Below are 20074 nucleotides of genomic sequence, written 5' to 3'. Positions count from 1 at the left end.
ATGAGCACGGAAATGAGCACGGATCAGAACGCAGAACTCTTCGAACTGGCCCAGCAGCTGCGCGTGGACGCGGTGCGCGCCGCGGACGCGGCAGGCTCCGGCCACCCCACGTCGTCGATGTCCGCGGCGGATCTGGCCGCCGTACTGCTCTCCCGGCATCTGCGCTACGACTTCGACCGGCCCGACCATCCGGGCAACGACCGGCTGGTGCTCTCCAAGGGCCATGCCACACCGCTGCTGTACGCGATGTACCTCGCGGCGGGAGCCATTGACGACGACGAACTCCTCACCTTCCGCAAGAAGGGCAGCCGCCTCGAAGGCCACCCGACGCCGCGCATCCCCTGGGTGGATGTGGCCACCGGATCGCTGGGGCAGGGGCTGCCGGTCGGGGTGGGCATGGCGCTCGCCGGGAAGTGCCTGGACCGGGCGGACTACCGGGTCTGGGTACTGAGCGGCGACAGCGAGATGGCCGAGGGGTCCGTCTGGGAGGCGGCCGAGCACGCCGGGTTCGAGAACCTGGGCAATCTGACCCTGATCGTGGACGTCAACCGGCTCGGACAGCGCGGCCCCACACGGCACGGCCGGGACCTGGCGGCGTACGGGCGCAGGCTGCGCGCCTTCGGCTGGCACACGGTCGAGATCGACGGGCACGACATCGGCGCCGTCGACGCCGCGTACGAGGAGGTGCGCGGCGTCACCGACCGGCCCACCGCGATCATCGCCGGTACCCGCAAGGGGCGCGGGGTGGCCGCCGTCGAGGACAAGGAAGGGTGGCACGGCAAGCCGCTGCCCGACGCCGCGGCCGCCGTCGACGAGCTGGGCGGCCGGCGCTCCATCCGGGTCGCCGTGCACAAGCCGGCCGACGCACAGCCGCGGCGGGCCGGCGGCGGTGGCGATCTCGTGCTGCCGCGCTACGACAAGGGCGACGAGGTCGCGACACGCAACGCGTTCGGCGAAGCGGTCACCGCGCTCGGCACCGCGCGCGGCGAAGTCGTCGTCCTGGACGGGGAGGTCGGCGACTCGACCCGCGCCCAGTTCTTCTCGAAGAAGCACCCCGAGCGGTACTTCGAGTGCTACATCGCCGAACAGCAGCTGGCGGCGGGCGCGGTCGGGATGCAGGCGTGCGGCTATGTGCCGTTCGCGTGCAGCTTCGCCTCGTTCCTGACCCGGGCGCACGACTTCTTCCGGATGGCGGCGATCGGCGAGGCCGACATCAATGTCGTCGGCTCGCACGTCGGTACGGCGATCGGCCAGGACGGCCCGTCCCAGATGGGACTCGAGGACCTGGCGATGTTCCGCTCGATCCACGGCAGCACGGTCCTGTACCCGAGCGACGCCAACCAGACGGCCAGGCTCGTGGCGGAGATGGCCGATGTGCGGGGCATCCGCTATCTGCGGACGAACCGCGGGGAGACCCCGGTCATCTACGGACCTGACGAGGAGTTCCCGGTCGGCGGCAGCAAGGTGCTGCGCTCCGGCGCCAAGGACGAACTGACCCTGATCGGGGCGGGCCAGACCCTCCACGAGTGCCTGGCGGCGGCCGACATCCTGGCGGAGGAGGGCATCGCGGTACGGGTGATCGACCTCTACTCGGTCAAGCCCGTGGACGCGGGGACCCTGCGGACCGCGGCGGACCAGACGGGCTGTCTGGTCACGGTCGAGGACCACCACCCGGAGGGCGGTCTCGGGGACGCGGTCGCCGAGGCGTTCGCGGACGGCAGGCCGGTACCCCGGCTGGTCAGGCTCGCGGTCGGCACCATGCCCGGGTCGGCCACACCGCAGGAGCAGCTGGCCGCGGCCGGCATCGACGCGCAGAGCATCGCCGCGGGCGCCCGGCTGCTGGTGGAGAAAGCGGTGATCCGCCCGAACCCGGCCGCCTGAACGACCGCCCGGCCGCCCGAACCCGGCCGCCTGGGCAGGGGCGGGGTTGCTGCCGCACCGGCCGGGGGCCCGGCTTCTCCGACACCGGCCGGGGTGCGGCCTCCGACGCCGGCCCGGGGGCCCGGCTCGGGCCACCCGGCCGGACGCGGCGCCGCGATGAAGCGGGGTGTTGCCACGCCGCCGGGTTCGGCGCCGCGGGCTGTTGCCATGCGGCCGGGTGCGGCGCCGCAGTGGGGCGGGCTGTTGCCACGCGGCCGGAGCGTCACCTGCCAGGCGGCCGGAGCAGCCGGGCGGCAGCCACGTCACCCGCCAGGGCGGCCGAAGCAGCCGGGCGGCAGCCATCGGCACCGGCACGGTCCGAGCAGCTGCCGCCCGGGCCGCAGTTGCTGGAGCGGCGGCGCCCGGGCCGCACGTGTTCGAGCGGGCAGTGCCCGGGCCGCAGTTGTTGGAGCGGCAGCGCCTGGGCCGCGGCAGCCGCTGGCACCGGCACGGTCCGAGCAGCTGCCGCCCGGGCCGCAGTTGCTGGAGCGGCGGCGCCCGGGCCGCACGTGTTCGAGCGGGCAGTGCCCGGGCCGCAGTTGTTCGAGCGGGCAGCGCCCCGGCCGCAGAAGCTAGAGCGGCAGCGGCCGGTAGACCGTGAGTGCCTCGTCGGCCTTGTCGATCCAGAGTGCGGCCGGTGCGCGGGTGATCTCCCCGTCGAACGCGAGCGGCGTGCCCGGCGTGAGTCCCGCGACCTTGACCCGGCGCAGCCGCTCCGCCGCGTGGACGGGGGAGCGGGACAGCGGCCCCGCGAGCGCCGCGGCCAGCAGCCGCAGGCCCGGCAGCCGGCCGCCGTGCACCACCCGGACATCCAGCAGGCCGTCCGCCAGATCGAAGCGCCGGCCGGGGGTCGGCCCCATCTGCTGGTACATGCCGTTGCCCGCGAAGAGCATCCAGAGGGTCCGCTGCTCGCCCTGGAACTCGGCCTGGAGCGGCCGCTGCGAGCTGAGCACCCGCACCGCGGCGAGCACCCCGGCCGGCCAGCCGCCGATCTTCGGTGACCAGCGCTCCCTGATCCGTACCAGCTCCGGATAGGAGCCCAGGCTGAAGGTGTTGAGGAAGTGCCCCGGCTCGCCGTCGGGCCCGTCGGGCCCCGGGGTGAACCTGCCCAGGTCGACCTTGACCGCATCGCCCGATGCCAGCGCCCGGCAGGTGTCGTGGACCTCCTCGATCCCGATGTCGTACGCGAAGTGGTTCAGCGTCCCGCCGGGGAAGACGGCCAGCGGCACACCGTGCCGGGCCGCGACCACGGCCGCCCTGTTGACCGTTCCGTCCCCGCCGCAGATGCCCAGGGCCCGGCAGTCCTGCGCCGCCTTCTCCAGGGTCGCCACCAGGTCGCCGGGCTCGCACTCCACCACGTCGGCGAGCGGCAGCGCGTCCCGTACCAGGGCCGACTTGGCCGCCGCCGACCCCGACGCCTTGTTGACCACCACGACGAGATCCTCGCCGCCCGGCAGTACCGGCGCCTCGGTGTGCGGGCGGCCGGGGGAGGGGAGCTGGTCGCGGGTCGGTACGAGTCCGCGCACCGCGAAGGCGGCGCCGACCCCCAGCGCCGCCCCGATCACCACATCGCTCGGATAGTGCACCCCGGTGTAGACCCGCGAGGCGGCGACGCTGATGGCCAGCGGCGCGACCACCGCGCCCCAGCCCTTCGACTCCAGCGCGACTCCCGTGGCGAAGGCGGCGGCCGAAGCCGCGTGCCCGGAGGGGAAGGACGAGGTGACCGGCTGCCGCTTGAGCTGCCTGATCACCGGTACGGCGTCCAGTATCGGTCTCGCTCTGCCGACCGAGCGCTTGGCCACCGTGTTGGCGACGGCCGACGCCACGGCCAGCGAGGCCACCCCGCGCACCGCGGCCCGCCGCGCCCGGGTCGAGCGGCCCACAGCGGCGATCCCCGCGGCGGCGCCGACCCAGAGCAGCCCGTGGTTGGCGCTGCGGCTCAGCCGGGGCAGGACCGGCGCGGCGGCCGGCCAGTGCCGGGCAGCCGCGGACCGGAACAGCGCCTGGTCCCGGGCGCCGAGCCAGCCGGTGAGCCGTTCGATGCGGACCGGGCCGCTGTGGGGGACGGCGGATGCCATGGAAACCAACCCTCTCGGTGATCGCAGCGCGTTCCGGACGGCGGCCCGTGCTTGTCGGGACCTGCCCGTGCAGGGCTCGTGCCTGCCCGTGCCTGCCCGTGCTTGCCCGTGCGGCGGACGCTGCTGTGCGCGGTTCTGCTGAACGATCGTCGTACCCCGTCCGGCCCGGGAGATGCCTCCGCAGCCCCGGCGCGTCGTCGCACGTCGCGGGCGCCACCGGCCCGCAGGGGCCCGGTGGCCACGGTCGCCCGGTCGGGCAAAGCTACGTATAAAGGTCTCGGGGGGCCGGCGACAGCGGAGGTGCGGGCATGCAGCGGACGGTTCCGGAGAGCCGTGGCCCGGTCCGCTACGGGCCGCCCGCCCCCGGCCCCGGACTGCCGGTGCTCCCCGAACTGGCCGAAGCGCTCACCGGTGCCGCCTTCCGCACCGACCCCGAGCCGCCCGGCGGCGGACCCGCGCTGCGGGCGGCGGCCTGCGGATACTGGAACCGCCGCGGACTGGGCTGCGCGCCCGGCGACACGGCCGCCGCGAGCGGCGCCCAGTCGCTGCTCCTCGCGCTCCTCGCGGCGGACGGCGGCGACCTCATGCTGCCCCGTCCGTGCCCCGCTTGGTGGATACCGCAGGCACGTCTCGTCGGACGGTCCGCCTACCCGGTGCCCACCCCGGCGGAGTGCGGCGGTGTGCCCGATCCGTACGCGCTCCTGGAGACCGTACGCAGAGTGCGCGCCGAAGGCGGCAACCCCCGGCTGCTGCTGCTCTCCGTCGCCGACGACCCCACCGCGACCGCCGCCCCGCCCGAGCTGCTGCACCAGGCGTGCGAGGCCGCGCTCTCCGAGGGGCTGCACATCATCAGCGACGAGAGCTGGCGCGACACCGGCCACCGGCCGCACGAGACGGTGCTGCTCAGCCCCGCCGAGATGTGGCCGGACGAGGTGACCGTCCTGTGCGACCTGGCGGGTTCGCTCACCCCGACCGCCTGGCCGGTCGCCGTCGCCCGGTTCGCCGGCACCGCGGACGGGGCCGCCCGGCGCGCCAGGACGCTGGACGCGCTCACCGCGATCGGGGCGGCGGTGTCCGCGCCGGTCGCAGCGGCGGCCGCCCACGCACTGACCGAACCGGCGGCCGTACGGGAACGGGCGGTGCGGGCGGCCCTGCTGCACGCCCGGCTGGCCGCAGCGGCCCATCACGCGGTGCTCGCGGCGGGCGCGCTGGCCAGGCCCCCGCAGGCCGGCCGTCACCTCTACGCGGACCTCGGCCCGCTGCGCGCCGGCCTCGCGGCCCTGGGAGTCACCGACGCGATGGAACTGGAGGAGTACCTGGGGGAGCGGATCGGCGCACCAGCACCCGGAGGCCACCGCTTCGGTGACGATCCGGCCGCCCTGCGGGTGAGGCTCGCGACCGGCCCGCTCGTCGGATCAACCCCGCAGGAGCGTCTGGAGTCCCTCAACGCGGCGGAGCCACTCGAACTGCCGCATGTGGCCCGCTCGTTGAGGCACTTCGCGACGGCCCTGGAGCAACTGAGATGACCGAATCACCGCCACCGGACGGAGCCCTTCGATGACGGAACAGACCGAGAGCTCCCGCACCGAGCCGCAGCCGGAAACACAGCCCCAGCCGCAAGCACAGTCACCGCGGCAAGCACAGCCGCAGTCGCGATCACAGCCGCAGGCCCCGGCCGAGCCGCAGGCCGGGACCGGGCAGCGCGCACCCGCCGCGCCGACCACCCCCACAGCGAAGAAGACCCAGGCCAGGCCGCACATCAGGCGCCGCCCCCGCACCCCCGGCATCCTGCGGGCCCCCGGCGAGACCAGGCTCTGGCCGAAGTCCTTCGCCGACCGGCTCACCGCCCCGCTGCCCGGTGTCAGGGCGATGGCAAGACTGGCCCGCGAGGGCGCCGTGCGGCCGCGCTCCGAAGGGCTGCGCGACATTCCGCTGCTGCCGTACGCCCCCGCCCCGCTCCCCGCGGCCGACGCCACCACCATCGCCGTCAGCTGGGCGGGGCACGCCAGCTGGGTGGTACGCATCGGCGGTCTCACCGTCCTCACCGATCCGGTCTGGTCGCGCCGGATCCTCGGTACGCCCGCCCGGGTCACACCCGTCGGGGTCCGCTGGGCCGACCTGCCGAAGATCGACGCCGTCGTCATCAGCCACAACCACTACGACCACCTGGACGCCCCCACCATCAAGCGGCTCCCGCGCGACACCCCGCTGTTCGTGCCGGCGGGCCTGGCCCGCTGGTTCCGGCGCCGGCGCTTCACCCGTGTCACCGAGCTGGACTGGTGGGAGTCGGCCGAGACCGGCGGTGTCCGCTTCGACTTCGTACCGGCCCACCACTGGTCCAAGCGCACCCTGACGGACACCTGCCGCTCGCTCTGGGGCGGCTGGGTCCTCACCGACGGGCGCGGGCAGCGGGTGTACTTCGCGGGCGACACCGGTTACGGCCACTGGTTCCGGGAGATCGGCCACCGCCACCCGGGCATCGATCTGGCGCTGCTGCCGATCGGTGCGTACGAACCGCGCTGGATGCTGGGGCCCGTGCACACCGACCCAGAGGAGGCGGTGGCGGCCTGCGAGGACCTGGGCGCGCGCCGGATGGCGCCGATGCACTGGGGTGCGTTCCTGCTCTCCGCCGAGCCGGTGCTCGAACCGCTCACCCGGGTCCGTGCGGCCTGGGAGCTGGCGGGCCGGCCGCGCGACGACCTCTGGGACCTGCCGGTCGGCGGATCCAGGGTGCTCCAGGAGGTGCCCGCAGCCGACCGGCGGGCCACGGGCTCTCAGTAACCCGCGGGACGCACCAGCCCCGACTCGTACGCGAAGACGGCGGCCTGGGTCCGGTCGCGCAGGCCCAGCTTGACCAGGATCCGGCTCACATGGGTCTTCACGGTCTGCTCGGCCACCACCAGACGCCCGGCGATCTCCGCGTTGGACAGGCCCTGGGCGATGAGGGAGAGCACCTCGGTCTCACGCTCGGTCAGGTCCCCGGCCCGGCCCTTGGGCGCGGAACGCGGGGAGCTGGTCACCCGGGAGAACTCGGCGATGAGGCGCCTGGTGATGTTCGGCGCGAGCAGTGCGTCACCGGCCGCCACCACCCGCACGGCGCGGGCGAGTTCGTCGGCCGACGCGTCCTTGAGGAGGAAGCCCGCCGCGCCCGCGCGGAGCGCCTCGTACACGTACTCGTCGAGATCGAAGGTCGTCAGCACCAGGACCCGTACGGTCGCCCCGGCCGGGCCGGTGATCCGGCGGGTGGCGTCGATGCCACCGAGTCCGGGCATCCGGATATCCATCAGGACGACGTCCGGGGCGAGTTCGGCGACCCGGTCGATGGCGTCGAGGCCGTCGACGGCCTGGCCGACGACCTCGATGTCCGGTTCGGCGTTGAGCAGCACCGTAAAGCCCTGACGGACCATCATCTGGTCGTCGGCGATCAGTACCCGGATGGTCATGAGGGCCCCTCCAGGGGGAGTATCGCCGACACCTCGTACCCGCCGCCCGGGGTCGGCCCGTCGGCGAAGTCGCCGCCCAGCATGGCGGCACGCTCCCGCATGCCCAGCAGCCCATGGCCGGTGCCGGGCGCGGGCGCCGACGCGGGCGGTCCGACCGGTGCGGTGTTGGTGACCCGCACATCGACGGCGGACGACCGGTACCCGATCTCCACCTGTACCTCCGCTCCGGGCGCGTGGCGCAGCACATTGCTGAGCGCTTCCTGCACGATACGGAACGCCGTGAGCCCGACGCCCGGCGACAGCGGACACGGCCCTCCGGTGGTCCTGGCGGTGACGGTGAGTCCGGCCGTACGCACCCGGTCGAGCAGCGCGTCCAGCTGGTCCAGGGTGGGCTGCGGCGCCTGCCGCAGACCGTCGGCCGATGTGTCGTCGGCGCGCAGCACGCCGAGGACACGGCGCAGTTCGGTGAGCGCGGTCACCGCGTTCTCGCGGATGCCCGCGAGGTTCTCCCGCAGCTCGTCCGACGGGTCGTCGACCAGATGCGGGGCGACCTGCGCCTGGATGGAGATGACCGACATGTGGTGCGCCACGACGTCGTGGAGTTCGCGGGCGATGCGGTTGCGCTCCTCCAGGAGGGTGCGCAGGGCCCTTTCCTCGGCGGTGAGTTCGGCCTGGGCGTCGGTCTCCCTGCGGGCCTTGCGCAGCCCGCGCAGCGATGAGCCGACCACCACGACGGCCAGCAGCACGGGCACCATCCGGTCGATGTCGTAGTTGTGCGGCCGCGCGGTGAACAGGGCACAGGCCGCACCGGCGAGCAGCGTGACCACCAGCGCCCCGCCGGCCCGCCGGGGCCGCACCCGCAGCGCCAGCAGGAACAGCGAACCGCCGGTCAGGAACATCCCCGGAAGGGTCCAGGGGAAGAGCACACCAGGACCGATCCCCGGCTCGGTGACACACGTGAGCGCGACCATCAGAGCCGTCGACGCCCACCAGGCGGGCAGCGGACGGAACAGCCCGGTCACCAGGGCCACCGCCTGGCCGATGCCGAACAGCACCGTCAGGCCGGGGACGGCGCCACCGCCGTTCGGTTGCAGAGAGCCGATCTGGAGCGGTGCGAGCAGCGCGGCGCAGATGATCAGCAGAATGGCCATCACCGGCCGCCAGACGGGATATCCGGGCTGTCCCGCGGCGGGCAGCGGATCGGACGGCAGGGTCAGGTCCCGGACCAGGGCGCGTGGCGCGCTCCGCAGGGCGGCCCTGAGCCGCTCCCGCCACCGCTGCCCCCGTGCCACCCGCTCCACCTCAGGCGTGGCCATGGTGCGTCTCCCCCCTCGCAACACCGGGAACTCCCGGAACCCCCGTCACGGGCGCCGTCCCGGTCCTTACGACCGTGCTGCGCCCGCGCCGCCGCCCCTGCTCGTACGGGTGGAACGCGGCCCAGCACACCAGCAGCGCGGCGGCGAACACCGGCAGCCAGACCAGCCGGGTGAGCACCCACCCCCAGCCGTCCGGGACGGTGTGCAGACCGGGCAGCACCCGACCGGTGAGCATACCGACGGCGGTGACGGCCATCATCGCGGTCTGGTGCCAGAGAAAGACGGTCATCGCGGAGAGGTTGACCAGCGCGACAGCCGCCCAGGCGGCCGGCCGGGCCAGCGCCCGCCGCAACGGGCCGAGCAGCAGCAGAGCGGCTCCGCACTGGGCCAGACCGAACGCGACGGCGGCCAGGGTGGGCGGATCGAGGTTGGATATCCGGGAGCCGGGCACGCCCACCATGGACGCCGGATATCCGCCCCACAGGACGAGCCCCGCGGTGACCGCGGCCCCGCCCAGCAGCAGGGTCCATGCCGTCCGGCGCCCCTTGAGCGCTCCGCCTGCCCAGACCGCGCTCAGGCAGTACGGAACGAGCCAGCCCGCCGCCACATTGACCCAGCCGAGCCAGGACGGGCCGCCCAGGCCGAAGCGGATCAGATCGACATGCAGCACCACGGCGACCGGCCACAGCGGGTGCAACCGGGTGACCAGCGGGGTCGCCGCGGTGAGCCCCGCGAAGACCAGCAGGAACCACAGCGGGGACAGCACCAGCTTGAGCAGCGTATGCACCGTCGGCGCGCCGACGCCCGCCACGAGCATCACCGCGGCCGCCACGGCCCACACCACGAGCAGGGCGGCCACCGGCCTGCTCAGCCGGACCAGCCGGGCTCCCAGCCACTGCCGGTAGCCGACGCCCCGGGCGCGGCCCTTCGCGTAACTCGTCGCGCCCACCCGGCCGCCCACCAGGAAGAACACCGCCAGGGTCTGGAACAGCCAGGAGACCGGGGCGAGTCGGGGCAGGTACTGCAGCGGGCTCGCGCCGTGCACCGTGCCGCTGTCGGCGACCAGCGCGGTCACCAGCCAGTGGCCCAGCACCACGCCGAGAATCGCGAGGGCGCGCAGCGCGTCGACGGCCCGGTCGCGGCCGGGCGGCGTCGCCAATTCGATCCGCCGGATCAGTTCACGCATGGCGGACCTCCCCGGCGGGTGCCTGCCCCACGACGATCCGGGCGAGGTTCGCCAGCGACAGCGAACCGGGCTTCAGATAGTCGCTGTGGCCGCCGCCGCCCGCGTCGAAGACCCGGGCGCCGAAGCCCGCCGAGACCGGATCAGCGCCGAGCCCGAGCGTGCCGGACGGCAGCGGGATCCGTACGTGGGGCACATCGGCGATCCAGTCGCCGCGGCCCCGGGCGGCCCAGATGGTCGCCGGGGTGCGCAGACCGGCGGCGCTGCCGCGCCCGGCGCCGGGGCTGCCGTACAGCACGATGTCGGCGACGTCGAGACCGGCGGCGGCCCGGCCGCAGACCACCGAACCGTAGGAGTGGCACAGCAGCGAGATCCGGTTCCCCGGTGCGGCCCGGCCCAACTCCCCGACGAAGCGCCGCAGTACGGGGGCCGCTTCGTCCGCGCGCCCGGTCGTCAGCACCTGGGTGCTCACCGTGGCCGGTGCCGCGTAGCCGAGCCACGCCACGACGGCAGCCCCGCCGCCCAACTGCTCGTGGAGCGCCTCCGCACCGGCCAGCAGCCGCCCGTACTGGTCGAGGCCGGTGTCCGAACCGGGTACCAGTACGGCGATCCGCCGGGCCCGGGACAGATCCCCGAACACCTCGGCCGTGCGGCCGCCGTCGCGCCCGTCGAAGGAGAGGAAGTGGCGCCCCGGCCGTGCCATGGCGCGCAGCGAACCGGCCCGTCGGGTGTCGCCGTGGGCCAGGGCCGTCCGCTCCGCCGCCCTGATGTCGGAGCGGGTCGCGGCGTACCGCGCGGCCAGGGCCGCGGGGGCCACGGTCCGCAGCGGGGCGAGTGCCGTGGGAGCCGGGGCGGGGACGGCCGCGGGGCGGGCCGCACCCGACACCGGCACGGCCACCGAAGCGGTGACGAGCGCGGCGAGCAGGGCGCGGCGGAGTCGGCTGTTGTGCGGGCGGGACGCCATGGTTGGTCCTTCCGTACCGGACGGTCTTCGTGCTTCCGGTACTGAAGTTATGGAGCGGACCGGGTGGCGGGCGTCCCGCGCCGGAGCGAACCTGCCGCGTCACTCCCCAGTACTACGGGTAGGGGAGGGGGCGGGAACAGGGCCCGGCGGAAGGGAAGTTGGCGGCTCCGGCGGGGCGCCGGGAGCGCTCAGCGCGGCGCCGGTGAGCCGCCGCGCGTCCTGAGCCTGCGCCAGGCGGCGGGCGCCCCGCTCACCAGCAGGGTGAGCGCCACCGCCACGACCACACCCTTCCAGGGCTCGTCGAAGAGCGAACCGCCGAGGATGCCGATGAGCTGGTACGCGGCCGCCCAGGCGAGGCAGGCCGGGATGTCACCGCGGGCGAACCCGCGCAGCGGCATCTCACCGAGCAGACAGGCCAGCATCACCGGAATCCGCCCGGCCGGAACCAGCCGCGACAGGACGAGCACCGACTTGCTGTGCCGGTCGAGCTGGTTCTGCGACTTCGCGAGACGCGCCTGCGGGACCCGTTTGCGCAGCGCCTCCAGCCAGCGCGAACCGTTCCTGGAGTGCACCCCGCGCCGGCCGAGCCAGTACAGCGCCATGTCCCCGAGGAAAGCGGCGAACGAGGCCACGGCGAACACGAAGAGCAGCGACAGCGGATCGGTCTGGTGAAAGGCGACCACGGCCGCGGAACTCACCAGCGCGCCCGTGGGCACCACCGGCACCAGGGACCCCAGGGCCACCAGCAGGAAGAGCGACGGATAACCGACGGCCTGCTGCGTCGACTCCGGAGGTACCTGGCTCACCAGTTCGGATATCACCCGGCCACCTCCGGCCGCACCAGTTCACCGTGTGTGAGCCGGTACACGGAGACCTCGGGGGCCAGCAGCGCGGCCTGCCGTACGAACTCGTCGCCCGGCGTGTGGAATTCGTGCGGGCGCACCCCGTCCATCCCCACCGGCCAGTACGTGCCGTAGTGCACCGGGACCGCCGAGCGCGGCCGCAGGACCGCCAGCGCCTCCGCCGCCCGCCGGGCGTCCAGATGCTCCTGCCCGAGGAAGGGGCCCCAGCCGCCGACGGGGAGCAGCGCCACATCGACCTCGCCCACGGCCTCGGCCATCGTGTCGAACAGGCCGGTGTCCCCGGCGAAGTAGGTCCGCGCCTCACCGCTGACGACGAAGCCGAGCGCGGGCGCGCGCTGCGGGCCGAAGGGCAGCCGGCGGCCGTCGTGGCGTGCGGGCACCGCGCGGACGACCAGATCCGCGACCCGCACCTCGTCACCGGCGCCGACCTCGGTGATGTCGAGCCCGAGCCGCCGCAGCCCCGGCACGGCGCGGGCCGCGCCGCGCGGCACGATCAGCGTGGTGCCGGGCGCGAGGCGGGCCAGCGACGGCAGATGCAGATGGTCGGCGTGCAGATGCGATACGAGGACGGCGCGGGCGGCTGCCGCTCTGGGCGGCGGCACCGCGCCGCGGCGGCGCCTGAGGTGGGCCAGCCTGCGGGTGAACAGCGGGTCGGTCAGCACCCGGACCCCGGAGTCCTCGACCGTACATGTGGCATGTCCCCACCAGGTCACATCGACCGGCACCTGCCGCCTCCTCACGTCTGGCCGTCTCGGGCCGCGGACGGCCCGGTGCGGCCCGCTCCCGGGACAGCGTGTCACGTCTGTGCCGGGAGCACGGTGGGTAGCGATCAGGCGAAACGGGAGGAGGCTCCGTGACCCAGTACTCGGAGCAGTGTCCGCGCTGCGGAGGTGTCCTCGCCGTCACGCAGGACGGCTGGAAGATCTGCCACTCCTGCGGGTACTCGTCCCCGCCGTGACCCGTGTCACCCCGGACCCGGCGGTGCCCGGGCCGCCCGCGGCCGCGGGCCGGACGCCGTCCGGTCCTGTGAAAAGCTGGCCGGCGGGCCCACCCGGGGTCCCGCGGGACGTGAGGTGGAAAAGGCGTGGCGGCAGGGCGATGGCGCAGGGCCGGCAGCGCTCTGTTCCGGGTGATCGTGGTGTGGGCCGTGTCCACACTGACCATGCTGGCGCTCGCCGGGATCCTGCCGGACTTCCAGCTGGAGTCGGTCAACGGCGACAGCGCCACCACCGTGGCGATCACCGCGGGGTGGGGCGCCGCCGCCTTCGGTCTGCTCAGCGCGCTGGTGTGGCCCCTGGTCGTACGCGCGCTGCTGCTGGTCCCCGCCCTCGTCCTCGGCCTGCTGGTCTTCTTCCTCAACGGCTCGCTGCTGCTGGTCGCCCTGGACCTGATCCCGAACGGCCGGGGCGCGTCCAACCCCGAGACCGCCGTCGTGGTGGCCGCCGTGATGTCCGCCGTCGCATCCGCCACCTCCACCGCGCTCGCCGTGCGTGACGACGGGGCGTACCGCCGCAGGCTCTCGCGCCTCGCCTCCCGCAGACGGCGCAGACGCGGCGAGGACACCGGGCGCGGCGGACCGTACGGCACGGTCTTCCTCCAGCTCGACGGGGTGGGCCACGCGGCGCTGCTGCGCGCGGTGCACGACGGGCTGATGCCCACCGTCGCCGGATGGATCGGCTCCACCCACCGGCTCGCCGCCTGGCGCACCGACTGGTCCAGCCAGACCGGCGCCAGCCAGCTGGGCATTCTGCACGGCTCCAACCACGACGTCCCCGCCTTCCGCTGGTACGAGAAGGAGACCGGCGATGTGATGGTCTGCAACCGGCCGGCCAGCGCGGCCGAGCTGCAGCGCCGGGCGGCCGCCCGTACCGGCCACAGCGGCCTGCTGAGGATGGACGGCGCCAGCCGCGGGAACCTGTTCAGCGGCGGCGCCGACGAGCTGGCCCTGGTCCTCTCGGTCGCCGCACGCCGGGACCGCGACCACCGCTCCCGGGCCGGCTACTTCGCGTACTTCTCCGACCCGGCCAACGCCGTCCGTACCGCCATCTCGTTCTTCGCCGAGGTCGGCCGGGAGATCGGCCAGTCGACCCGGGCCCGCGCCCGGCAGGAGGAGCCGCGCATCAAGCGCGGCGGCCTCTACCCGTTCATCAGGGCCTTCGCGACCGTCGTGGAGCGCGATGTGGTGGTGTCCGCGGTGATAGGCGACATGTTCGCCGGGCGCACCGCTGTCTACGCCGACCTGGTGGCGTACGACGAGGTGGCGCACCACAGCGGCCCGCACAGCAGGGACGCGGCGAAGGTGCTGGCGCGGCTGGACCGTTCGCTGGCCCTGATCGCGAAGGCCGAGGAGCACGCGCCGCGCCCGTACCGCGTCGTGCTGCTCTCCGACCACGGGCAGAGCCCCGGGCAGACCTTCGAGGGCGCCTACGGGCTGACCCTCAAGGACCTGGTGCGGGCGGGCTGCGGGCTGCCGGTGCCGCGCCGGGCGCAGCGGACGAGGAGCGGTTCGGAGGCGCGGGCGGCGGTCCGTGTGGTGCTGCACCGCCCGGTGCCGCCCGGCGACGAGACCCCGCCCGACCCCGGCTCCGACCCGGTGGTGCTGGCCTCCGGGAACCTCGGGCTGATCTCCTTCCCCGACGTGCCGGGGCGGATGACGCGCGAACAGCTGGACCGCCGCCACCCGGCGCTGCTGCCCACCCTGGCCAACCACCCGGGGATCGGCTTCCTGCTGCTCGCGAGCGAGGAGCACGGCTCGGTGGTGCTCGGGGCGGACGGCGCCGAGGTGCCCGTCGCCCTGCTGGCCGACGGCGATGGCCCGCTCGCGGGCTTCGGGCCGGGCGCCGCCGACGCCGTACGCAGGACGGACGCGTTCCCGCATGTCGCCGATGTCATGGTCAATTCGATGTACGACCCGGAGACCGGCTCCGTGCACGCCTTCGAGGGGCAGATCGGCTCGCACGGCGGCCTCGGCGGTGAGCAGTCGGCGCCCTTCCTGCTGGCGCCGCTCGACCTCTCGGCACCGGTGGACGAGGGCCAGGAGCTGGTCGGCGCCGAGCGGGTGCACGGCGTCCTGCGGCGCTGGCTGTCCGAGTGCGAGGGGCCGCAGGTGCCGCTCGGTGGCGGCCCGGTGGTCCCGGCCGCCCCGGTGCCGGACGGCGCCACGCCCCACACCACGCCCCACACCACGCCCCACACCACGCCCGACGCAGCGGCCTGACCGACCCGGGAGCCGCCGGGGCCCGGTGGCGCGTCCGGGTGCCGAGCGCTGGTGGGGCGTCCGGGTGGGGCGTCCGGGTGCCGAGTGCCGGCGGCGCGTCCCGGTGCCGGGCCCCGGCCGACGGGACCCGGCACCGGTGGCGGTCAGCCGGTGATGATCGCCGGGTCGCTCACCCCGGGCCTGCCGTTCTCGACATGTCCGGCAAGCCGCCGCAGATAGCCGCTGTCCAGGTCCGAGACCACGGTCAGGTCGTACCACCGCTGAGTCGAGCGCAGGTCCACCGTGTGCACCACGGTCTTCCCCTTGCGGACCGTGAAGGTCTCGCTCTTGCCGCCGTACGCGTTGGTGACGGTGAGATGGCAGTCGGCGGCGCCCGCGTTGGTCAGCGTCAGCTCGACCGAGCCGTCGCCCGCGCGGTGGCGGGCGGTCACCTCGGGGCCCGCGGTGGAGCCGGGGCCCTTGAACGTACGGAGGAAGCCGTTCGGGCCGAACACGGACAGATCGTAGGACCCCTTGGAGTAGGACGTGTTCCAGGTGTCCGAGAGCGTCTTTCCGGCCTCGGCGGTGTACGTCCACGGCCCGTCGCCGCGGTTGGCCGATGTCACCGTGAAGCAGGCCCCGGCGTGCACGCCGCCGCTGAAGGTGAGCGTGAACTTGCCGTCGGACGGCGCCGCTGCACCGTCCACCAGCGGGGCGTACGGCAGCGGGCGCGACGGCCGCGACCCCGCCTCCTGCTTGGGCAGCGCCGGGTCGGCGGGCGCCTTGGGTACGTAGCTGTCGTGCCGCTTGTTGTCCGGCGGCCGGAAACCGTCGGTGTCGGGCAGGGTGGCCGGCTTGGTGTTCTGCAGACCGAAGTCGAAGGCGGAGGTCAGGTCACCGCAGATGGCGCGCCGCCAGGGCGAGATGTTCGGCTCCGACACACCGAAGCGGCGCTCCATGAAGCGGATGACCGACGTGTGGTCGAAGACCTCGGAACAGACGTAGCCGCCGGTGCTCCAGGGGGAGACGACGGTCATCGGGACGCGCTGGCCGAGTCCGTAGGGCCCCGCGCCGTAACTGGCGTCGCCGGGGAAGTAGTCGAGCGAGGTGTCCACCGTGGACAGGCCCCGGTCGGCGGAGGCGGGCGGGAACGGCGGGACGGCGTGGTCGAAGTAGCCGTCGTTCTCGTCGTAGGTGACGAAGAGCGCGGTCTTGCTCCACACCTCCGGGTTCGACGTCAGCGCGTCCAGTACCTGGGAGACGTACCAGGCGCCGTAGTTGGCGGGCCAGTTGGGGTGCTCGCAGAACGCCTCCGGGGCGACCACCCAGGAGATCTGGGGGAGCTTGTCCGCCTTCACGTCGGCGCGGAGCAGGTCGAAGAAGCCGTCGCCGTTCTTGGCGTTCGTGCCGGTGCGCGCCTTGTCGTACAGCGGGTCCCCGGCCTTGGCGTTGCGGTACTTGTTGAAGTACAGCAGCGAGTTGTCGCCGTAGTTGCCGCGGTAGGCGTCGTCGATCCAGCCCCAGGAACCGTTCTTGTCCAGGCCGTCACCGATGTCCTGGTAGATCTTCCAGGAGACCCCTGACTGCTCCAGGCGCTCCGGGTACGTCGTCCAGTCGTACCCGGCCTCGGCGTTGCCGAGCACCGGGCCGCCACCCTTGCCGTCGTTGCCGACGTGCCCCGACCACAGGTAGTAGCGGTTGGGGTCGGTGGCCCCCATGAACGACGAGTGGTAGGCGTCGCACACCGTGAACGCGTCGGCCAGCGCGTAGTGGAACGGGATGTCCTCGCGGTTCAGATGGGCCATTGTGCCGGCGGTCTTGGCCGGGATCCACTGGTTGTACTTGCCCTGGTTCCACGCCTGGTGGCCGCCGGCCCAGTCGTGGTCGAGACCGGCGATGAACTTCATCCCGAGGTCCTCGGCGTCCGGGTGGTAGGGCAGAACGTCCTTGGCGCCGTCCGACTGGTACCAGACCGGCTTGCCGTCCACCGGGGTCACCGGGCGGGGGTCGCCGAAGCCGCGGACGCCCTTCATGGCACCGAAGTAGTGGTCGAACGAACGATTTTCCTGCATCAGGACGACGATGTGCTCGACGTCCTCGATCGTTCCCGAGCTGCGCTTCGCGGGGATGGCGGCGGCGCGGTCGATGCTGTTCGACAGGGCCGAGAAGCCCGCGGTCGCGCCCGCGATCTGAAGGAAGCGGCGGCGATTGAACTGAGGCATGTGGAGGGGGACCTCTCGCGATGTGAGGGGAATGATCCAGTCGAGTCTTCCCAGATGACGGGGTGAAAGGGAAGAGCTGGTGACAGGCGAGTGACGGAACATGGCATTTGGAGCGAACAACTCGGCCGATTCCGGGCAGTCTTCCCCCGACTTGTTCAGACAACTCGCCGGCCCGGTCTGACGTCGCGCGCCCGAACCGCCGTGCGGCCGCCCGGCCCGCCGCCGCGTGCCCGCCCGGCCGACGTCGCGTGCCCGAACCGTCGCCCGCCCGGTCCGCTGACGCCCGCCCGCCTCGCCGCTCGGCCGACCCGCTGTCGCCCGCCCACGGCCGAACGGCCCGCCGTCGCGCAGCCCGGGGCCGAACGGCCTGCCGTCAGGCCGTGGGCGTCCCCGTCTGCTGCTTCGGCTCCATGAAGACCAGCGGCACCTCGTTGCTCCGCACCAGCCGCCCCAGCGCCGCCGCGAGGCGGTCGCGCTCCGCCGGGCCCACCGTGTCGGCCAGTGCCTCCATCCGCGCGCTCGCGTCGGCGTAGAAGTCGCCGGACACCCGGGCGCCCTCGGCGGACAGCGCGACCCGCACCGCGCGCCGGTCCAGCGGATCCGGCTCCCGGCACACCAGACCGCGCCGCTCCGCCCGGTCGACGAGACCGGTCAGGCTGGACTTCTCCAGGCCCAGCATGGTGCTCAGTTCTCCCATGCCACGCGGCTGAGTCATCAGAACGCAGATCAACTGGGCCTGCTGCACGGGCAGTCCGTACTCCCGGCTGGCTTCCGTGTACACGGCCTGCACCAGGAACGACGTCCGCACCAGCGCGGCCGCGATCCCCATCGGCTCCTCACTCTTGATCATCGCCATCGGGCCAGCATAGGTTCGACGGTTCGCGGCGCGAACCATGTGGGGCCGCCGGATGGATCAGGGCGTGCGCCGCCCGCGTTGCGGCCGGGGGCCGGGCGCGCGAAGGTCGGAGGGGCGAGTACGAGGAGGACCCACCCATGCCCATCGCCACGGTGAACCCCGCCACCGGTGAAACGCTCCGGACCTTCGACGCGCTCGGCGCCGACGAGATCGAACGGCGCCTCGTGGCTGCCCACGCCGCGTTCCGCGCGTACCGCACCACCGAGTTCGCCGAGCGGGCCCGGCTGCTGAACAGCGCCGCCGATCTGCTGGAGAGCGAGCAGCAGGACATCGCCCGCACGATGACCACCGAGATGGGCAAGCCGGTCGCCGCCGCCCGCGCCGAGGCCGCCAAGTGCGTCAGGACGATGCGCTGGTACGCCAGGCACGCGGCCGAGCTGCTGGCCGACGAGCACCCGGCCCGGGCCGATGCCGAGGACTCCGGCGCCGACCGCGCGTACGCCCGTTACCGTCCGCTGGGCGTCGTCCTGGCCGTCATGCCGTGGAACTTTCCGCTCTGGCAGGTCGTACGGTTCGCCGCGCCCGCGCTGATGGCCGGCAACACCGGCCTGCTCAAGCATGCGTCGAACGTGCCGCAGACCGCCCTCTACCTGGGGGAACTCTTCGAGCGTGCCGGGTTCCCGCGGGGCTGCTTCCAGACGCTGCTGATCGGGTCCGGCGCGGTCGAGGCGGTCCTGCGCGACCCCCGGGTGGCCGCGGCCACCCTCACCGGCAGCGAACCCGCCGGCCGCTCTGTCGCGGCCGTGGCGGGCGACGAGGTCAAGAAGACCGTCCTGGAGCTGGGCGGCAGCGATCCGTACATCGTGATGCCGTCGGCCGACATCGAGCGGGCCGCGCGGACCGCGGTGACGGCCCGGGTGCAGAACAACGGGCAGTCCTGTATCGCCGCCAAGCGCTTCATCGTCCATACGGATGTCTATGACGCGTTCACCGAGGAGTTCACCACCCGGATGGCCGCACTGAAGGTCGGCGACCCGCAGGACGAGTCGACCGATGTCGGACCGCTCGCCACCGAGCAGGGCCGCAGTGACCTGGAGGAGCTGGTCGACGACGCCGTACGCAGGGGAGCGACCGCGCTCTGCGGCGGCGGGCGGCCCGAGGGCGCCGACCGCGGCTGGTTCTACTCACCCACCGTCCTGATGGGCATCACCACCGAGATGCGGATCCACCGCGAGGAGGCGTTCGGCCCGGTGGCGACCCTCTACCGGGTGGCGAGCGCGGATGAGGCGGTGCGGGTGGCCAACGACACTCCGTTCGGTCTGAGTTCCAACGTCTGGACCCGGGACAACGGGGAAGTGGATCTGTTCGTACGGGATCTCGAAGCGGGAGGTGTTTTCTTCAACGGCATGACCGCCTCCCATCCGGCCCTGCCCTTCGGCGGGGTCAAGCGCTCCGGGTACGGGCGGGAACTCGCCGCCCACGGCATCCGCGAGTTCTGCAACATCACGACCGTCTGGCACGGCGCCGACCCCGGCGAGTGACCCGTTGCCCGTCTGCCGTACGCATGCGGTCCACGCCCGCGATTCACGCCCGCGATTCACACCCGCGATCCAGATCCGCGATCCAGCAAGGAAAGTGAGCACGATGGCCGACACGGAGAACCAGGACACGCTCGTCACGGTGGCGCTCACCGGCCACTCGAAGGAGGACGCGGCGGCCGTCTTCGGTGCGCTGCGGTCGGCCTTCTCCAGCGACCGTGCGTCCGGGAACGCACCTCACACCGAGATCCCCGGCCGGCCGACCGTGTGGACGGCGTCCTTCGACGTGCCGGACACGGACCCGGGACCGCTCAGCGGCGCCGGCCTGTCCGCACCGGTCACCGCCACCGTGCAGGGCGGCTACCACGCCGTGGACGTGGTGCGGGCCGCGCTGGGCACCGCTTTCTCCGTGGAGGAGCAGGGCGAGGCGCTCGGTGACCAGGAGAAGGAGCTGAACCTCCAGCTGGAGAACAAGTAGCCGCCCGCAGGGCCGGC

The 20074-nt window shown here is 73.6% G+C and carries 15 protein-coding genes; 6 read left to right on the top strand and 9 right to left on the bottom strand.

All coding sequences use genetic code 11. The annotated features are described in order from the left end of the window. A complete protein-coding gene (locus OG510_RS05300; RefSeq protein WP_406135546.1) occupies window positions 1–1881 on the top strand; it encodes a transketolase in 1881 nt (626 codons plus the stop codon). Window positions 1882–2492: 611 nt separating this feature from the next. On the opposite strand, the gene OG510_RS05295 is transcribed toward OG510_RS05300, so the two are convergent. Beyond that, complete coding sequence (locus OG510_RS05295) at window positions 2493–3998, bottom strand: bifunctional phosphatase PAP2/diacylglycerol kinase family protein (protein WP_406135545.1); 1506 nt, start codon at window positions 3996–3998, stop codon at window positions 2493–2495. Between the two features lie 308 nt (window positions 3999–4306). Here OG510_RS05295 and OG510_RS05290 point away from each other — a divergent pair, with 308 nt between their 5' ends. Continuing rightward, window positions 4307–5524, top strand: a complete 1218-nt coding sequence (locus tag OG510_RS05290; protein ID WP_406135544.1) for an aminotransferase class I/II-fold pyridoxal phosphate-dependent enzyme — start codon at window positions 4307–4309, stop codon at window positions 5522–5524. A gap of 31 nt (window positions 5525–5555) precedes the next feature. Then, the gene (locus OG510_RS05285) at window positions 5556–6779 is read left to right on the top strand and encodes an MBL fold metallo-hydrolase (protein ID WP_406135543.1); all 1224 of its coding nucleotides are present in this window, start codon (window positions 5556–5558) and stop codon (window positions 6777–6779) included. Here the strand turns inward: OG510_RS05285 and OG510_RS05280 are convergent. The 6 genes from OG510_RS05280 to OG510_RS05255 all read right to left on the bottom strand — a co-directional run bounded on the left by OG510_RS05280 (window position 6773) and on the right by OG510_RS05255 (window position 12492). After that, window positions 6773–7441 carry a response regulator gene (locus tag OG510_RS05280; RefSeq protein ID WP_406135542.1) on the bottom strand — a complete coding sequence of 223 codons (669 nt, stop codon included), beginning with the start codon at window positions 7439–7441 and terminating at the stop codon, window positions 6773–6775. The genes OG510_RS05285 and OG510_RS05280 overlap by 7 nt on opposite strands. Then, on the bottom strand, window positions 7438–8757 hold the full coding sequence (locus OG510_RS05275; RefSeq protein WP_406135541.1) for a sensor histidine kinase: 1320 nt from the start codon (window positions 8755–8757) through the stop codon (window positions 7438–7440). Before OG510_RS05275 ends, OG510_RS05280 begins: the two co-directional genes overlap by 4 nt. Then, window positions 8744–9943: an acyltransferase gene (locus OG510_RS05270; RefSeq protein ID WP_406135540.1), complete on the bottom strand. Its 1200-nt coding sequence runs from the start codon at window positions 9941–9943 to the stop codon at window positions 8744–8746. The genes OG510_RS05275 and OG510_RS05270 overlap by 14 nt, the downstream gene beginning before the upstream one ends. Continuing rightward, window positions 9936–10904, bottom strand: a complete 969-nt coding sequence (locus OG510_RS05265; protein WP_406135539.1) for an alpha/beta hydrolase — start codon at window positions 10902–10904, stop codon at window positions 9936–9938. The genes OG510_RS05270 and OG510_RS05265 overlap by 8 nt, the downstream gene beginning before the upstream one ends. A 188-nt stretch (window positions 10905–11092) precedes the next feature. Then, complete coding sequence (locus OG510_RS05260; RefSeq protein WP_406135538.1) at window positions 11093–11710, bottom strand: DedA family protein; 618 nt, start codon at window positions 11708–11710, stop codon at window positions 11093–11095. Between the two features lie 11 nt (window positions 11711–11721). Further along, window positions 11722–12492 (bottom strand): MBL fold metallo-hydrolase, encoded by a 771-nt coding sequence (locus OG510_RS05255; RefSeq protein WP_406135537.1) that lies wholly within the window; start codon window positions 12490–12492, stop codon window positions 11722–11724. Between the two features lie 359 nt (window positions 12493–12851). Between OG510_RS05255 and OG510_RS05250 the strand changes: the two genes are divergently transcribed. Continuing rightward, on the top strand, window positions 12852–14984 hold the full coding sequence (locus OG510_RS05250) for an alkaline phosphatase family protein (RefSeq protein ID WP_406135536.1): 2133 nt from the start codon (window positions 12852–12854) through the stop codon (window positions 14982–14984). Window positions 14985–15127: 143 nt separating this feature from the next. On the opposite strand, the gene OG510_RS05245 is transcribed toward OG510_RS05250, so the two are convergent. Continuing rightward, window positions 15128–17185, bottom strand: coding sequence for a phosphocholine-specific phospholipase C (locus OG510_RS05245; RefSeq protein WP_406135535.1), 2058 nt, complete (start codon window positions 17183–17185; stop codon window positions 15128–15130). Window positions 17186–17558: 373 nt separating this feature from the next. After that, complete coding sequence (locus OG510_RS05240; protein WP_406135534.1) at window positions 17559–18041, bottom strand: MarR family winged helix-turn-helix transcriptional regulator; 483 nt, start codon at window positions 18039–18041, stop codon at window positions 17559–17561. A 137-nt stretch (window positions 18042–18178) separates the two neighbouring features. Between OG510_RS05240 and OG510_RS05235 the strand changes: the two genes are divergently transcribed. Next, the gene (locus tag OG510_RS05235; protein WP_406135533.1) at window positions 18179–19582 is read left to right on the top strand and encodes an NADP-dependent succinic semialdehyde dehydrogenase; all 1404 of its coding nucleotides are present in this window, start codon (window positions 18179–18181) and stop codon (window positions 19580–19582) included. A gap of 103 nt (window positions 19583–19685) precedes the next feature. Then, window positions 19686–20057 (top strand): hypothetical protein, encoded by a 372-nt coding sequence (locus OG510_RS05230; protein ID WP_406135532.1) that lies wholly within the window; start codon window positions 19686–19688, stop codon window positions 20055–20057. Window positions 20058–20074 lie beyond the last annotated feature (17 nt).

Source organism: Streptomyces sp. NBC_01089 (assembly GCF_045162975.1).
Classification (GTDB): Bacteria; Actinomycetota; Actinomycetes; order Streptomycetales; family Streptomycetaceae; genus Streptomyces.
The sequence above is the reverse complement of the archived record's forward strand: the minus strand, read 5'-3'. Positions and strand labels throughout refer to the sequence as shown.